This is a genomic window from Streptomyces sp. NPDC053069 (assembly GCF_044546895.1).
In the GTDB taxonomy this organism is placed as follows: domain Bacteria; phylum Actinomycetota; class Actinomycetes; order Streptomycetales; family Streptomycetaceae; genus Streptomyces.
Map to the genome: position 1 here is coordinate 304,773 of NZ_JBITZN010000002.1, position 16,059 is coordinate 320,831.

General features: G+C 70.6%; 13 protein-coding genes. 5 read left to right on the forward strand and 8 right to left on the reverse strand.

The window, feature by feature from the left end:
• The first annotated feature begins 201 nt into the window (after positions 1–201).
• The 3 genes from ACIGXP_RS05050 to ACIGXP_RS05060 all read left to right on the forward strand — a co-directional run bounded on the left by ACIGXP_RS05050 (position 202) and on the right by ACIGXP_RS05060 (position 4,096).
• Positions 202–1,527 (forward strand): PhoH family protein, encoded by a 1,326-nt coding sequence (locus ACIGXP_RS05050; protein WP_363217439.1) that lies wholly within the window; start codon positions 202–204, stop codon positions 1,525–1,527.
• 400 nt (positions 1,528–1,927) lie between these two features.
• On the forward strand, positions 1,928–2,632 hold the full coding sequence (locus tag ACIGXP_RS05055) for a transglycosylase SLT domain-containing protein (protein ID WP_363217438.1): 705 nt from the start codon (positions 1,928–1,930) through the stop codon (positions 2,630–2,632).
• 141 nt (positions 2,633–2,773) lie between these two features.
• Entirely contained in the window at positions 2,774–4,096 is a 1,323-nt protein-coding gene (locus ACIGXP_RS05060) for an AI-2E family transporter (protein WP_399764125.1), read from the forward strand.
• A gap of 21 nt (positions 4,097–4,117) precedes the next feature.
• Here the strand turns inward: ACIGXP_RS05060 and ACIGXP_RS05065 are convergent, their stop codons facing one another.
• Together ACIGXP_RS05065 and ACIGXP_RS05070 are read right to left on the reverse strand one after the other, a co-directional pair.
• A complete protein-coding gene (locus ACIGXP_RS05065) occupies positions 4,118–4,651 on the reverse strand; it encodes an alkyl hydroperoxide reductase (protein ID WP_363217436.1) in 534 nt (177 codons plus the stop codon).
• 3 nt (positions 4,652–4,654) lie between these two features.
• Complete coding sequence (locus tag ACIGXP_RS05070; RefSeq protein WP_363217435.1) at positions 4,655–5,209, reverse strand: peroxiredoxin; 555 nt, start codon at positions 5,207–5,209, stop codon at positions 4,655–4,657.
• Positions 5,210–5,343: 134 nt separating this feature from the next.
• Between ACIGXP_RS05070 and ACIGXP_RS05075 the strand changes: the two genes are divergently transcribed.
• Positions 5,344–6,288 (forward strand): LysR substrate-binding domain-containing protein, encoded by a 945-nt coding sequence (locus ACIGXP_RS05075; RefSeq protein WP_399764128.1) that lies wholly within the window; start codon positions 5,344–5,346, stop codon positions 6,286–6,288.
• A gap of 121 nt (positions 6,289–6,409) precedes the next feature.
• Here ACIGXP_RS05075 and ACIGXP_RS05080 read toward each other — a convergent pair whose 3' ends face one another.
• The 5 genes from ACIGXP_RS05080 to ACIGXP_RS05100 all read right to left on the reverse strand — a co-directional run bounded on the left by ACIGXP_RS05080 (position 6,410) and on the right by ACIGXP_RS05100 (position 11,216).
• On the reverse strand, positions 6,410–8,749 hold the full coding sequence (locus ACIGXP_RS05080) for an ABC transporter permease (protein ID WP_399764131.1): 2,340 nt from the start codon (positions 8,747–8,749) through the stop codon (positions 6,410–6,412).
• Complete coding sequence (locus ACIGXP_RS05085) at positions 8,746–9,435, reverse strand: ABC transporter ATP-binding protein (protein ID WP_363217432.1); 690 nt, start codon at positions 9,433–9,435, stop codon at positions 8,746–8,748. Before ACIGXP_RS05085 ends, ACIGXP_RS05080 begins: the two co-directional genes overlap by 4 nt.
• Complete coding sequence (locus tag ACIGXP_RS05090; RefSeq protein ID WP_363217431.1) at positions 9,432–9,956, reverse strand: PadR family transcriptional regulator; 525 nt, start codon at positions 9,954–9,956, stop codon at positions 9,432–9,434. The genes ACIGXP_RS05085 and ACIGXP_RS05090 overlap by 4 nt, the downstream gene beginning before the upstream one ends.
• Positions 9,957–10,056: 100 nt before the next feature.
• On the reverse strand, positions 10,057–10,335 hold the full coding sequence (locus ACIGXP_RS05095; protein WP_399764135.1) for a hypothetical protein: 279 nt from the start codon (positions 10,333–10,335) through the stop codon (positions 10,057–10,059).
• Entirely contained in the window at positions 10,281–11,216 is a 936-nt protein-coding gene (locus ACIGXP_RS05100) for an SPFH domain-containing protein (protein ID WP_363217429.1), read from the reverse strand. The genes ACIGXP_RS05095 and ACIGXP_RS05100 overlap by 55 nt, the downstream gene beginning before the upstream one ends.
• A 229-nt stretch (positions 11,217–11,445) precedes the next feature.
• Here ACIGXP_RS05100 and ACIGXP_RS05105 point away from each other — a divergent pair, with 229 nt between their 5' ends.
• A complete protein-coding gene (locus tag ACIGXP_RS05105) occupies positions 11,446–13,776 on the forward strand; it encodes a transglycosylase domain-containing protein (RefSeq protein WP_399764138.1) in 2,331 nt (776 codons plus the stop codon).
• A gap of 61 nt (positions 13,777–13,837) precedes the next feature.
• Here ACIGXP_RS05105 and ACIGXP_RS05110 read toward each other — a convergent pair whose 3' ends face one another.
• Positions 13,838–15,940 carry a SpoIIE family protein phosphatase gene (locus tag ACIGXP_RS05110; protein WP_399764140.1) on the reverse strand — a complete coding sequence of 701 codons (2,103 nt, stop codon included), beginning with the start codon at positions 15,938–15,940 and terminating at the stop codon, positions 13,838–13,840.
• Positions 15,941–16,059 lie beyond the last annotated feature (119 nt).

Consider the following 16,059-nt stretch of genomic DNA (forward strand, 5'->3'; position numbering starts at 1 on the left):
ACCCGAACCACGGGTGTCGGATCTCAGCGGGCGGCTCGGGGCCGTCCGCCCGGGAGGCCCTTTGCACCAGCCCGATCGTGCGGTCACTGCACGGAAGCAGCCGCGGAGGGCCGGTTCGCGGCCCGCCGTACGCGGGGGCCAGACACCGGTCCAGCTCAGCCTCGTCGCTCCCCGACCTCATCCGAGGGGGTACGTCCTTCCGTGGTGACCAGCACAAAGCGCCACAAGCCAGACCGGCGCACCTATGTTCTCGACACCAGCGTCCTGCTGGCCGACCCGAACGCCCTGACCCGCTTCGACGAGCACGAGGTCGTGCTCCCCATCGTGGTGGTCACGGAGCTGGAGGCCAAGCGGCACCATCCGGAGCTCGGCTACTTCGCCCGCCAGGCCCTGCGCCTGCTGGACGACTACCGGGTGAAGAACGGTCGCCTCGACGCCCCCATCCCGATCGGGGAGCTGGGCGGGACCGTCCGTGTCGAGCTCAACCACTCGGACCCCAGCGTGCTGCCCACCGGCTACCGCCTGGGGGACAACGACTCCCGCATCCTCGCGGTGGCCCGCAATCTGCAGGCCGAGGGGTACGACGTCACGGTCGTGTCGAAGGACCTGCCGCTGAGGATCAAGGCGTCCTCCGTGGGACTGCTCGCCGAGGAGTACCGGGCCGAACTCGCCATCACGGAGAACTCCGGCTGGACCGGAATGTCCGAACTGACGCTGCCCGGCGAACAGGTGGACATCCTCTTCGAGGAAGGCCATGTGTATGTCCCGGAGGCCTCCGACCTCCCCGTGCACACCGGCCTGACCATCCAGTCCGAGCGCGGCAGGGCCCTCGGCCGCATCACCGCCGAGGGCAACGTCCGCCTGGTGCGCGGGGACCGGGAGGCGTTCGGCATCAAGGGCCGCAGCGCCGAGCAGCGCATCGCGCTCGATCTGCTCCTCGACCCGGACGTGGGTATCGTCTCGATGGGCGGCCGGGCCGGCACCGGCAAATCGGCGCTGGCGCTGTGCGCGGGCCTGGAGGCGGTCCTGGAGCGCCGCCAGCACCAGAAGGTGATGGTCTTCCGGCCGCTGTACGCGGTCGGCGGGCAGGAGCTGGGCTATCTGCCGGGCAGCGAGGCGGAGAAGATGAGCCCGTGGGCGCAGGCCGTCTTCGACACGCTGTCCGCGGTCACCAGCCGCGAGGTCATCGAGGAGGTCACCGCGCGCGGGATGCTGGAGGTGCTCCCGCTCACCCACATCCGCGGCCGATCGCTGCACGACGCGTTCGTGATCGTGGACGAGGCGCAGTCGCTCGAACGGAACGTCCTTCTCACCGTTCTGTCCCGAATCGGCGCGAACTCACGGGTGGTTCTCACCCATGACGTGGCACAGCGGGACAATCTGCGTGTCGGTCGCTACGACGGTGTGGTCGCGGTCGTGGAGAAGCTGAAGGGGCACCCGCTCTTCGCGCATGTCACGCTGACCCGGTCCGAGAGGTCCCAGATTGCTGCGCTTGTGACCGAAATGCTGGAGGACGGTCACATCTGACCCACCTCGTACGGAAGTTGGCGCCGTCCGGCAAAGGGCCAAGAGCCTAGCCGGGCGGCGCCTCGGCGTGTGGAGCTTTCCGAAAATCCCGGGGGCCAAACGGGATGTGAGCTTTCACACTCAACGCAGAATTGCCACCCGGCGTCCGGTTACGGCAGAGTCTCAGTCCTGTCAGGCCCCGCATACGACACAGCTGTACCCCCAGCGGTACGGCGCCCCAGAAGCACCACCAACTCCATAGAGTTCGTCGTATGCCGCCCGAGCACCACGCGGCGCTCCCTCACGGGGAGTTGCCCACCGGGCCCGTGCCTCCCGTGACCCCGCAGTTGGGAGGCCAGTGTCAGGGGCACGATTGCGTCCGCCAGGGTCACCGAAGCGGGCGATGCTGGAAGGAAACCGTGTGAGCCGGATTTCGGTCCGGGGATTCGCAGTGGCCTCGGCCACCGCGGTCACCGCCGTCGGAAGCGTCGTCGGAGTTGCCTCGGGCAGCGTCGCGCAGCAGAACAACAACGACGCCGAGGCGACGGCAGCCGACACCACGCTCCTCGCGGACATACCCGCGGGCCAGCAGGCCCAGGTGCAGTCCGCGTCCCTGACGCAGCAGGCCGACGCCCAGGCCATCGCCGCGGACGCGAGCGCCAAGAAGGACGCCGAGGCGGCGGCCCGCAAGGCAGCTGCCGAGACCGCGATCGCGAAGAAGCAGGCGGCCGAGCAGGCGGCCAAGGAGGCCAAGGAGCGCGCCGAGGCCAAGAAGGAAGCGGCCAGCCGCTCCGCCGCGCGCGACTCCTCCAGCTTCCCGGTCCAGAGCAGCTACAGCGTCGCGCAGATCCAGGCGATGGCGCGTCAGATGGTGGCCGGCGACCAGTTCCAGTGCTTCAGCAACATCGTGGACCACGAGTCCAGCTGGAACTACCAGGCGGTCAACGCCTCCTCCGGTGCCTACGGTCTCTTCCAGGCCCTGCCCGCCGGCAAGTACGCCTCGGCCGGTGCCGACTGGCGGACCAACCCGGCCACGCAGATCAAGTGGGGCCTCAACTACATGAACAGCCGGTACGGCAGCCCCTGCCAGGCCTGGTCGTTCTGGTCGGCCAACCACTGGTACTGACCCGGCCGGCCCCGCTCAACCTCGCGCAGCCCCTCCCCGTCCTCAGGTGAGGGGCTTTCGCCCTGTACGGTCGTACCCGGCATACCTCCAGGGGGAGGAGAGGTGGCGAGCACGCGGGGACGCGGGGGAAGAGGACGGATCATGTCGCGAGTGCCAGGATGGCTCGGCCGGCTGGGCGCCGGTCTCACCGAGATGAGCGAGCGCCTGGACGAGCGCCGCGCGGAGGTGGAGCAGGACAGCGATCCGCTCGCCGCGTCCGAACCTGCCGCCCCGGCCGCCGTCGAGACCCCGCCCCCTGCCCGTCGGCCCGCACCCCCGGCCGGCGGCCCCCGCCCCGATCCTGCCGAGGCCGTGCCCTGGGGCGTCCGGGTGGCGGCCGAGGCCGGCTGGCGGCTGCTGGTCCTGGCCGGCACCGTCTGGGTCCTGATGCGTGTCATCAGCGCCGTCCAGCTGGTGGTGTTCGCCTTCGTCATCGCCCTGCTGGTGACCGCGCTGCTGCAGCCGACGGTCGCCCGGCTCACCCGCCGCGGAGTGCCCCGCGGCCCGGCCACCGCGCTCACCGCGATCAGCGGGTTCGTCGTCATCGGGCTGATGGGCTGGTTCGTGACCTGGCAGGTCATGGAGAACATCGACACGCTCTCCACCCAGATCCAGTCCGGCATCGACGATCTGCGCGACTGGCTGCTGAAGAGCCCCTTCCACGTCACCGACAAGCAGATCAACCAGATCGCGAAGAACCTCCGCGAGGCGATCGGCGCCAACGCCGACCAGATAACGTCGGCGGGCCTGGAGGGCGTTCAGGTCATCATCGAGACCCTCACCAGCATCCTGCTGGTGTTCTTCTCGACGCTGTTCCTGCTCTACGACGGCAAGCGCATCTGGGAGTGGTTCCTGAGGCTGGTGCCCGCCGCGGCCCGCCCGGGCGTGGCAGGCGCCGGCCCGCGCGCCTGGAGCACCCTGACCGCCTATGTCCGCGGCACGGTGCTGGTCGCGCTGATCGACGCCATCTTCATCGGTATCGGCATCTACTTCCTGGACGTGCCGATGGCCGTCCCGCTGGCCGTCTTCATCTTCCTGTTCTCCTTCATCCCGCTGGTCGGCGCGGTCGCCTCCGGCGCGCTCGCGGTGATCGTGGCGCTGGTGACCCAGGGCGTCTTCACGGCCGTCATGACGCTGATCGTCGTCCTCGCGGTGCAGCAGATCGAGGGCCACGTCCTGCAGCCGTTCATCCTCGGCCGCGCGGTCCGCGTCCACCCGCTGGCGGTCGTCCTCACGGTCGCGGCCGGCGGCATGGTGGCCGGCATCGGCGGCGCGGTGGTGGCCGTACCGCTGGTGGCGGTGACGAACACGGTGGTGGGGTATCTGCGGCAGTACTCGGAGGAGCTGCAGCAGCAGAAGTCCGCCGCCCCGGCCGAGGACGAGGCCGTGGGCCGGAACGCGGAAGACCCCGCCCACCAAGGGTGAGCGGGGCCTTCACGGGACCGCTTACTCGGCCAGCACGGCCTCTGCGTCCAGCGTGACGCCGACCGCCTGGATCACCGAGGCGATCTTGAACGCCTCCTGGACGACCTCGCGCTCCACGCCGGCCTTGCGCAGCACCTGCTCGTGCGAGTCCAGGCACAGGCCACAGCCGTTGATCGCGGAGACCGCGAACGACCACAGCTCGAAGTCGACCTTCTCCACGCCCGGGTTGCCGATGACGTTCATCCGCAGACCGGCGCGCAGGGTGCCGTACTCGTGGTCCGACAGCAGGTGACGCGTCCGGTAGAAGACGTTGTTCATCGCCATGATCGCGGCGGCCGACTTGGCGGCCGTGTACGCCTCCGGCGTCAGGTTCGCCTTCGCCTCCGGCTCCAGCTCACGCAGCACGATCGGGGAACGGGAGGCGATGGCGGTCGCCAGCACCGTGCCCCACAGCTGCTGCGCCGGCAGCTCGGAGTTGCCGATGACCGAGCCCAGGTTGAGCTTGAGGTCCTTGGCGTAGTCCGGGACGCGGGACTTCAGCGAGTCGAGCGACATGGGTCACTCACCAGCCAGCAGCGCGACCGGGTCCAGGGTGTTCTCGCCCTTGTTCCAGTTGCACGGGCACAGCTCGTCGGTCTGCAGGGCGTCCAGGACCCGCAGGACCTCCTTGGGGTTACGGCCCACGGAACCGGCGGTGACCATCGTGAACTGGATCTCGCGGTTCGGGTCGACGATGAAGACGGCGCGCTGCGCGAAGCCGTCCTCGCCCTCGATGCCCAGCTCGCGCATCAGCTCGTGCTTGGAGTCGGCCATCATCGGGAACGGCAGGTCCGTCAGGTCCGGGTGGTCCTTGCGCCAGGCGTGGTGGACGAACTCGGAGTCACCGGAGAAGCCGAGGATCTGGGCGTCGCGGTCGGCGAACTCGTCGTTCAGCTTCCCGAACGCGGCGATCTCGGTCGGGCACACGAATGTGAAATCCTTGGGCCACGCAAATACCACCAACCACTTGCCCTCGTAGGACTTGTGGTGGATCTGCTCGAACTCCTTGCCCTTCTCCAGCGAGACGCAGGCGGTCAGTTCGAACTCGGGGAACTTGTCACCGACAGTGAGCACACGCTCTCCTTGCAGCGAAGAATCACCCCTTTTGGGGGCTTTTCTCATTGGGTTGGACGTTGTTGATGTTGGCACGGCGCGCATTGATTAGGGAAATAGCTACACTTGGTCAGGTTGATCGGAGGTGGTTATCAGTGACGGTGGGTAGCGGAAAGCGGAGGCAGCCGAGCCTCGCACAGCTGCGTGCCTTCGCCGCCGTCGCCGAGTATCTGCACTTCAGGGACGCGGCGGCCGCCATCGGGATGAGCCAGCCCGCACTGTCGGGCGCGGTCTCGGCACTGGAGGAGACCCTCGGGGTGACCCTCCTTGAGCGTACGACGCGCAAGGTGCTGCTCTCGCCCGCCGGTGAGCGCCTCGCCGTACGGGCGAAGGCGGTGCTGGACGCCGTGGGGGCGCTGCTGGAGGAGGCCGAGGCGGTCCGGGCGCCCTTCACCGGAGTCCTGCGCCTCGGGGTGATCCCCACGGTCGCGCCGTACCTCCTGCCGACCGTGCTGCGGCTGGTCCACGACCGCTACCCGCACCTCGACCTCCAGGTGCATGAGGAGCAGACGGCCAGCCTGATCGACGGCCTGGGCTCCGGCCGTCTCGACCTGCTGTTGCTGGCGGTCCCGCTCGGCGTGCCCGGTGTCGTCGAACTCCCCCTGTTCGACGAGGACTTCGTGCTCGTCACCCCGCTCGACCACTGGCTCGGCGGTCGCGAGGGCATCCCGCGCGAGGCCCTGAAGGAGCTGAACCTGCTGCTCCTGGACGAGGGCCACTGCCTGCGCGACCAGGCCCTGGACATCTGCCGGGAGGCGGGACGGGAGGATGCGCCGGTGACGACCACGGCCGCCGGGCTCTCGACGCTGGTCCAGCTGGTCGCGGGCGGCCTCGGCTGCACGCTGCTGCCGCGTACGGCCCTGAAGCTGGAGACCACGCGGAGCAGCCGGCTCCTCACCGGTTACTTCGCCGAGCCGGCCCCGAGCCGCCGGGTCGCTTTCGCGATGCGGGCGGGGGCGGCGCGCTCCGCGGAGTACGAGGAGCTGGCCGCGGCGCTGCGGGAGGCCCTGGGCGCGCTGCCGGTTCGGGTACTGGACTGAGCGCTCCTGAGGGGCGTGGGGCTGTGTCTGACATGCGGCTACCGCCGCATGGGCGCGACCGGCCCCACCGGCCCGCAGCCGCGTGTGCCCCCGGAACCGCCCTCCCCGAAGCGCTCACCGGCTACTCCGTCCGCAACCCCTCCGGCCGCATCAACCGCACCAGCGGCGGCAGGCTCAGCAGCGTGACCGTGAGGACCACCGCCGCACCCGCGCCGGTCATCGACAGCACGCTCGGCCAGTCCACGCTCACGGTTGTGCCCACCATGTTCAGCAGCACCGCGCCCAGCGTCAGCCCCATGGCCATGGCGAGCAGCAGGCCCAGGGCGATCGGGATCGCCGTCTGCCAGAGCACCGACATGCCCAGGGTGCGCCGCCGGGTGCCGAAGGCGACCAGCGCCGACAGCAGCTTCCTGCGCTCGCGCAGCTGCTCCAGCTGGGAGACCAGCAGGCTCACACCGATCAGCGCGAGCACACAGATGGCGCCGGCGAAGGTTCCGGTGCGGATGGAGGTGAACTGAGCCGACCGGTCGATGCTCGAGTACACCATCGCGTCCGCCAACGGGTCGAGCCGCGCCGCCGTGTTGCGGACGTAGTCGTGCACGTCCGGCACCGACTCGTCGAGCGAGAGGTACATGGCTCCGGTCAGCGCGCTGCTCAACCGGCCGGGTACGGCGGCCGGTGTCATCAGCACACCGCTCTCCTTGATCCCGTTCGGGCTGGTGATCGCGCGGGCCTGCTTCAGTCCGCTCGGCACGGTCCACACGATGTCGTGGCCGTCGTGCAGGCCGTCGCTCGTGTTGGCGTGGAGGGTGCGGCCCGGACGGACGAGCTTCACCAGGTCGGCGTCCCGATCCCCGCCGGTCGCCGCGAAGACGTCCCCGTCGTGGCAGCTCGGCAGGTCGGCCACCTCGCGCAGCGCGGTGCAGGTGCCGACGGTGAGGCCGACGGAGTTCTCCGGCCCCTCGTCGGAGCGGAAGCGCCGGTCGCCGAGCTCGGTGCTGCCCAGCGCGGTCGCCTTCCGCACGCCCTTGGTTGTGGCGAACTTCTCGACGGCCGGGAGGAAGGGGAGGCCCCGCGAAAGGTTGACCTGCATCTGCACCCGGTCGGTGTCCTGCCCGGTGGACTTGGTGAAGTCGCCCTGGACGCCCGCGAACAGCATCTGCAGCGCGATCGCCCCGGCCACCGCGACCGCGATGCCGTTCACCATGCGGGCCGCCGAACCGCTGCTCAACTGCAGCCGTCGTACGGCCAGTTGCCAGGCCACCCCACCGCGTCCGAGCCGGGCCACCGCCGCCTCGACGGCCCAGGGCAGCAGCGCGGTCAGGCCGAGGAGCAGCAGCAGGACGCCGCCGATCACCAGGTAGCGGTTGAAGTCGCCCTGGCGGCCCTGTCCGATCATCGGCGCGAGGCACGCCAGTCCGCCCAGCGGCAGCAGCAGCCGCCACCACAGCCGGCGGCGCCTGGGCCTGGCCGTACGGACCACGCCCAGCGGCTCGATGACCACCCCGCGCAGCGCGAACAGCGTGACCAGCACCGCCGCCGCCGGCACGGCGACCGCGACCAGGGCGGCCAGTGCCGGGGAGGGGTCGAGATAGCTGGGGAACACGCTGATGCCCACGATCTCGACCGAGCCCGCGAGCTGCCGGCCGAGCAGGAAGAAGACGGTGCCGAAGACCAGTCCGACCAGGGAGCCGGCGAGCGCCTCGCCCGCCGCGATCCGCCGGGTCATCCGGCTGTCGGAGCCGACCAGCCGCAGCGCGGCCAGCCTGCGGTCGCGCCGCTCGCCACCGAACCGTACGGCCGTGGCGATGAACACGGCGACCGGCGTCAGCAGCACCACGAAGACGACCAGCATCAGCAGCAGCAGGATCGGGTCCGCCTTGTCGGGCGGTGTCTCCTGCGGTGGTCCGAAGCGGGTGATACGGGCCGTCCGCCAGCCGTTGATGCGCGGGGCCAGGTCCTTGGCCCCGGCGTAGTAGGCGAGATCGTGCGAGCCGATGAGCCCGGACTCACCGATCGTGCCGACGATCCGGAACGGCAGCCGCTCGCGCAGCAGCTTGCCGGAGTCGGAGCCGAGGAGGTCCTTCAGCGCGGGCGAGACGACCATCTCGCCCGGCGCCGGGTACTTCGCCAGGCCCGGTGCGAGCGGTGCCCGCGGCCCCTCCGGTTCCACCAGCCGGCCGCGGACGTCGCTGCCGCGGTAGGTCGTGTCGGTGTCGGAGATCACCAGGGTGTTCGCGGCCTTCGGCCGGTACGGGCCGTAGGTGTAGTCCATGCGGGCGTCGTTGCGTTGGTCCCGTACCGCCAGCGCGTTCGGAATCGCGGTGGTCAGCAGCAGCAGCGCCACGCCGAGGCCGACGCCGACCGCCGTCAGCAGTATCCGGATCCAGCCCTCGCGCCCGCCGGCGAACGCGAACCGCATCCCCATGCCGAGATCGCGCGACCACTGCCGCAGCTTCATATGGCGCGCTCCATGTCCCGGGACTTGCCGTCGCGTACGACGATCTCGCGGTCGGAGTAGGCGGCCACCCGCGCCTCGTGCGTGACCAGGACGACGGCCGCGTTGGTGGAGCGGGCCGCGTCGGTCAGCAGCTCCATCACGCGCTCGCCGTTGAGGGAGTCGAGGGCGCCGGTCGGCTCGTCGGCGAACAGCACCCGGGGCCCGGTGACCAGCGCCCGCGCCACCGCGACGCGCTGCCCCTGGCCGCCGGAGACCTCGCCGGGCCGCTTGCCCTTGAGGTCGTCCACCTCCAGCCGTTCCATCCAGGTGAGCGCGGCCCGCTCGGCCTCCTTGCGGGAGGTGCCGTTCAGCCGCAGCGGCAGCGCCACGTTCTCCACGCAGGTCAGCTCCGGGACGAGCTGGCCGAACTGGAAGACGAACCCGAACTCGCTGCGCCGCAGCGCGCTGCGTTCGGTGTCGCTCATGCCGGTCAGTTCCCGGCCGTCGTAGGTGATGGACCCGGAGTCGGGCGGCACGATCCCGGCGAGGCAGTGCAGCAGTGTCGACTTGCCGGAACCGGAGGGGCCCATGACGGCGACGACCTCGCCGGGGTGGATGGAGAACTCGGCGCCGTCGAGCGCGACCGTCGGGCCGTAGGCCTTGCGCAGGTTGTCGGCGGCGAGCAGGGAGCCGGGGGGAGGGGTCATCGGGCCACCGCCTCACGGAGCTTGTCCAGACGGGCCGCGGTCAGTTCCAGCCAGCGCAGGTCGGCCTCCAGATGGAACAGCGCGTGGTCGCAGATCAGCTGGTCCGCGAGGTCGCCCTTGCGCTTGCGGTCGGTCAGGATCCGCATGCTGCGCAGGTGCTCGGCACGCTGGGTGTCGAGGATGAGGGAGGCGTCGCGGTGGGTGAGCAGGGCGAGGACGACCTTGGTGTACAGGGTCGACTGCAGATACTCCTCGGGCTTCTCCGGGGTGCCGAGCCACCGGTCGACGTCGGTGATGCCGGCGTCGGTGATGGCGTACCGCTTGCGCTCGGGGCCGTCGCCCGCCTCGATCCCGTCGACTTCCACGAGGCCGTGCTTCAGCAGCCGGGACATCGTGGAGTAGACCTGGCCGTAGTGGAGCGGCCGGTCGTGACCGAACTTCTCGTCGAAGGCCCGCTTGAGGTCGTAACCGTGACGCGGGCCGGACTCCAGGAGCCCTAGGAGCGTGTGACCGATGGACATGCAGGGCACTCTACACAGGGTGTATACGCCGCATGTATACGTCGCGTGCACAAGCCATGGCGGGCAGTACGGTGCTGCAGGTGAGGGCCCATTGTCACGGTTACGACACAGGGGGCCTGCCCCTGCGCGGCAGCGGGCCGGTGTCCTTCGGCAGCCGTCCCGCCTCCGCCAGTGCCTTCCTGAGGAGGAACTCGATCTGCGCATTGGCCGACCGCAGCTCGTCCCCGGCCCAGCGGGCCAGCGCCTCGTAGACCGACGGGTCCAGCCGCAGCAGCACCTGCTTGCGCTGCTGCGGCCGTCGCTTCGGAGCTTCCGAAGGGTCCGTCACTGGTAGAGGGTCCCGGTGTTGAGGACCGGTTGCGGGGCCCGGTCCCCGCACAGCACAACCATCAGGTTGGACACCATCGCCGCCTTCCGCTCCTCGTCCAGTTCCACGATGTCCGCCTCGGCTATCCGGCCGAGCGCCGCCTCGACCATGCCGACCGCCCCGTCGACGATCTGACGCCGTGCGGCCACGACCGCGCCCGCCTGCTGCCGCTGGAGCATCGCCGAGGCGATCTCGGGAGCGTACGCGAGATGCGTGAAGCGGGACTCGATGATCTCGACTCCGGCCGCCTCCACGCGCACTTGCAGCTCCACGGCCAGCTTCTCGGTGATCTCCTCGGCGTTGCCGCGCAGCGACAGACCGTCCTCGTCGTGGGCGTCGTAGGGGTACTCGATCGCGATGTGCCGTACGGCCGTCTCGGTCTGCGTGGCCACGAACTCGGCGAAGTCGTCCACCTCGAAGGTGGCCTGCGCGGTGTCCTGGACCTTCCAGACCACGACCGCGGCCAGCTCGATCGGGTTGCCGTAGGCGTCGTTTACCTTCAGCACGGCCGTCTCGTGGTTGCGCACCCGGGTGGAGATCCGGGTCCGCGAGGTGAAGGGGTTGACCCAGCGCAGGCCGTCCTGCCGGATGGTGCCCCGGTACCGCCCGAAGAGCTGGACGACCCGGGCCTCTCCGGGCGCGACCGTGTTGAGGCCGCGCAGCGCGATGACGGCGGAGAGGAAGACGAGGACACCGCCGACGATCAGCCCGCCCCGAAGGGCGGAGCCGTGGGCCGCCGAGCCGCCGCCGATCAGGGCGAAGGCGGCGCCGAGCCCGAGCAGGCCGAACAGCAGGGCGAGCCCGCCGCCGATGCTGTGGGCCGCGAACTCCCGCACGTGGGGCGCGGGCATCTCGGGTACGTCGGCGGTGGCGGCCGGGTCGTGTGCGGACATGGTGGTCCCCGTTTCTCATGAGGCCTGCACCGGCAGGTCTAGCTTGCTTCTAGCTAAGTGATATCACTTTTCGCGGTCGAAGCAACCCTGGGGCCGCCAGGACCGTCGGTTCCCTCGGGGCAGGTGCTGATTCTCACGTCCGTAAAAGAACGGATCGGACGCCCTTTGTCATATAGGTGAGTGTTAGCTTTCGGAGCTGACCCCGAGACGGAAGCGAGCGTAGGGACCCATGGGACGAGCGGAAGAGAGACGAGCGCGACAGCGCGGCGGCCGCCGCGCGGCGCCCAAGCGCCGCCCCTCCGCGCCCATGGCGGCCGCCCCGGCCGACGGCAAGCCGCCCAAGGGCCGAATACGCCGGCTGTTCACCTGGAAGAGGGTGCTCGGCACGTTCTTCGGGCTCTGTCTGCTGGTGATCGCGGCCTTCATCGGGCTGTACATGTACGTGGACATCCCGAAGGGCAACGCCGACGCCCAGTTGCAGAGCAACATCTACAAGTACAGCGACGGCACGATGCTCGCCCGCACCGGCCAGCTCAACCGGGAGAGCGTCGACCTCTCCGAGGTCCCCAAGGACGTCCAGCGCACCTTCGTCGCGGCCGAGAACAAGAGCTTCTACCACGACTCCGGCGTCGACCTGAAGGGCACCGCCCGCGGTGTGCTCAACACCGTCATGGGACGCGGCACGCAGGGCGGTTCGACGATCACCCAGCAGTACGTCAAGAACTACTACCTGGACCAGAACCAGACCGTCTCGCGCAAGCTGAAGGAACTGGTCATCTCGCTGAAGCTGGACCGCCAGAAGTCCAAGGACTACATCCTCGCGGGGTACATCAACACCAGCTACTACGGCCGCGGCGCCTACGGCATCCAGGCCGCGGCGCAGGCGTACTACCACAAGGACGCCAAGGACCTGAAGGTGCAGGAGGGCGCCTACCTCGCCGCGCTGCTGCAGGCGCCGAACCAGTACGACTGGGCGCTCGCGAGCGACACCGGCAAGAAGCTGGCGAAGGCCCGCTGGAACTACGTCCTGGACAACATGGTCAAGCAGCACTGGCTGGACGCGGGCAAGCGCCAGGCCCTCACGTTCCCGGAACCGAAGGCACCCAAGGCGGCACCCGGCATGAAGGGACAGACCGGCTACCTGGTGGACGCGGCCAACGCGGCGCTGGAGAAGCGGCTGGTCGCCCAGGGCCAGGCCGCCACCATCGGTGACGCCGAGGCGCTGGTGAAAAAGGGCGGCTGGACCATCACGCTCAACATCGACAAGAAGAAGCAGCACCAGCTGGAGCAGGCCGTCAAGGACCAGCTGACCGGCCGGCTGAACGCCAAGAAGCGCCCCGTCGACGGCAACGTCCAGCCCGGTGCCGTGTCCGTCGACCCGAAGACGGGCAGGGTCCTCGCCATGTACGGCGGCGCGGACTACTTCAAGCACTACCGCAACAACGCGACCCGCACCGACTACCAGCCCGCCTCCACCTTCAAACCGGTGATCCTGGCCGCCGCACTGGCCGAGGGGGCCACGACGCAGGACGGCCAGCCCATCACGGCGAGCACGATCTACGACGGCACCAGCGGCCGCCAGGTCGTGGACCACGGCCGCAAGGTCGGCTTCGGCCCGCCGAACGAGGACCACGCCGACTACGGCCCCATCACCGTCCAGAAGGCCATGAACCAGTCCGTCAACTCCGTCTTCGCGCAGATGGGCATCGACGTGGGCATGGACAAGGTGATGGAGGTCGCCGGCAAGCTCGGCATGGACACCCAGGGCATGGAGCCGGTTCCCGCGCAGACGCTGGGCTCCATGGGCGCGAGCCCGCTGGAGATGGCCGGCATCTACGCCACCCTCGACAACCACGGCAAGAAGGTCACCCCGGCGATCATCAAATCGGCCGACCACAAGGACCGCACCGTCAGCCTCCCGGACCCGATCGGCGACCAGGTGATCCCCGAAGAGGCCGCCGACACGGTCACCTCCGTGCTCACCGGCGTGGTCGACGACGGTACGGCCAGTACGTCGGTGGCGGCCAACCCGGCGCGCGACGGCCAGCAGGTCGCCGGCAAGACCGGTACGTCCGACAAGAACAAGTCGGCCTGGTTCACCGGCTACACGCCCGGCCTCGTCACCTCGGTCGGCCTGTTCGGCGAGGACTCCAAGACCCACGCGCAGGTGCCGCTGACCGGCGCGACCGGCCTGCTCGACACCCTGGGCCGCCCCGCCCGTATCAACGGCGGCAGCATTCCGGCGAAGATCTGGGCCGCCTACACCTTCGAGGCGATGGACGGCGTCACCAAGTTCGACCTGAACACCACCCAGGGCGCGGCGATCCAGCCGACCGTGCCGCCGTCCCACTCCCAGACGCCGTCCAGCACGCCGTCGCACACGCCGACCAGCAAGGCGCCCAAGCCGTCGCACTCGCCGCACCACCCCAAGCACTCGCACAAGCCGACCGAGCCGCCGACGACCCCGCCGCCCACCCAGCCCACGACCGAGCCGCCGACGACCCAGTCGCCGACGGACCCCGTCACGCCCGAGGACCCGCTCGACCCCGGCAAACAGTAGAAGAACGTGAGGGAGGGGCGCCCGGCATCCGCCGGGCGCCCCTCCCTCATCTCCGGGACCCTCAGCCCCGGTTCAGCTCGAACCAGACCACCTTGCCGGTGCTCAGCCGGGTCGCACCCCAGCGCCGGGCCAGCTTGTTCACCAGGTACAGACCGCGCCCGCCCTCGTCCGTGGCCCGGGCCTGGCGCAACCGCGGCAGCTGCGGCACGTCGTCGCCGACCTCGCAGCGCAACACGTCCGTGCGCAGCAGCCGCAGCGTCACGGGCCGCGACGCGTACCGCACGGCGTTCGTCACGACCTCGCTGACCAGCAGCTCCACCGAGTCCGTCAGGTCCTCCAGGTCCCAGCGGGCGAGCGCGCGCCGGGCCAGCCGGCGGGCCTGCCCCGGCGCGGTCTCCTCCGGCTCCAGCCGCCAGTACGCGACATCGCTCGGCGCGATCCCGTCGAAGCGGGCCGCGAGCAGCGCGATGTCGTCGTCCCGGTCGCCCGGCCCGAGCATGTCCAGCACCTCGTCGCACAGGGCTTCCAGCGGCGGCGGATGGTCCGGGCCGGTCAACTGGGCGGTCGCGGCGAGCCGTTCGCGCAGCTGTTCTATGCCGGTCCACACGTCCCGCAGCCGGGACTCCACCAGTCCGTCGGTGTACAGGAGCAGCGTGGCCCCGGCGGGCGCGTCCAGCTCCACGGCCTCGAAGTCCACCCCTCCGACGCCGATGGGCGCGCCCGGCGGCACCCGCAGCACCTCGGCCCGCCCGCCCAGGTGCAGCAGCACGGGCGGCGGATGACCGGCGTTGGCGATGGTGATGCGGTGCGTGACCGGGTCGTAGACGGCGTACAGGCAGGTCGCCATGCGGTCGGTGCCCAGCCGCTGCGCCTGCTCGTCCAGGTGGTGCAGCACCTCCTGCGGCGGCAGATCGAGTCCGGCCAGGGTCTGTGCGGTCGTGCGCAGCTGGCCCATGATCGCCGCCGAGGTCATCGAGTGCCCCATGACATCGCCGACGACCAGCGCGACCCGGCTGCCGGGCAGCGGGATCGCGTCGTACCAGTCGCCGCCCACCCGGGCGGTCTCGGCGGCCGGCAGATAGCGCGAGGCCAGCCGCACACCCGTCGGCCGGGGCAGGGTCTCGGGCAGCATGGTGCGCTGCAGCTCGTCGGCGATGTACGCCTCACGGCCGTACAGCACCGCCTTGTCGATGCCGAGCGCGCTGTGCGTGGCCAGCTGCGCGGCCACCAGCAGATCGTCGGCCTCGAACGCCGGGCGCTCCGGGCGGCGCAGGAACAGCGCCGCGCCGATCACCCGGCGCCTGCCGCGCAGCGGCGCGAGGATCGCGTGCTGCCCGGACGGTACGACCGCATCGCCGCCCTCGCCGAGCAGCTCGGGCAGCGCGGCCCGGGCGGCGGGCGCGTCGGCGAACACCGGGCGCACCCCGCGCAGCACCTCGTTCAGCGCGCCGCCGGGGCGCACCTCGCACAGCTCGGTGGTGAGCGCGGACAGCTCGGCCAGCCCGCTCGGCTCCGGCTCCGGGTCGAAGGCGGGCGGCAGCAGCCCGCCGTCGGTGTCCCGCTCCTCCGGAATCCGGTCCGTACGGCGCAGCCGCAGCACCACCGGACCGGTGGGCCGCTCGTCGCCGACCGGCAGCGGGTCGCGCAGATAGACCAGGATCGCGTCCGAGAACGTCGGCACCGTCGCCCGGCACAGGCCCATCACGATCTCGTCCAGGTCGAGACCGCGGGCGATCCGCCGGGTGGCCGCGCCGACGAACCTGAGCCGGTCGCCGTCGCGCCGCATGGGCATCGGCCGCCCGGGCGGCAGCCCCTGCCCGGTACGGCGTTCCTGAGCGCCCGGCGCCCGCTCCTGCTCGGTGCCGGGCTGCGGCGGAATGCCCTCCGGCGCGGGGCGCGGGCGGTGTGCGCCGGGCTCGGTGGTGGCGGGCTGGGAGTGCTCGGGGCCGTTGACTGGGGGCTCCTTCCCCTTGTTCCCCTTGCCGCAGGGCGTGGTCGTCCCCGGGCCGGAGGGCGTGCCGTCGGTCCGGGCCTGGACCGGTAAGGCGGCGGGCCCGCCGACCTGCTTCGGGGCATGCCGGAGCGCCCCGCGGCCCTCCGCGGAGTCGGCGCCCTGGGGGCGCTCGAAGGAGGTGGGCTGCTCCGTCACGCGTGTCGCATCCATCCGTACGGCACTGCGCGCCGGGCGCGCAGTTGCTCCCGCAGAAGTCCCGATACCCGCAATACGTGCCCCAGGAACGGAATTCCCGCGTGCTCAGAGGTGGTTCTTGTGCCGCCACCGTT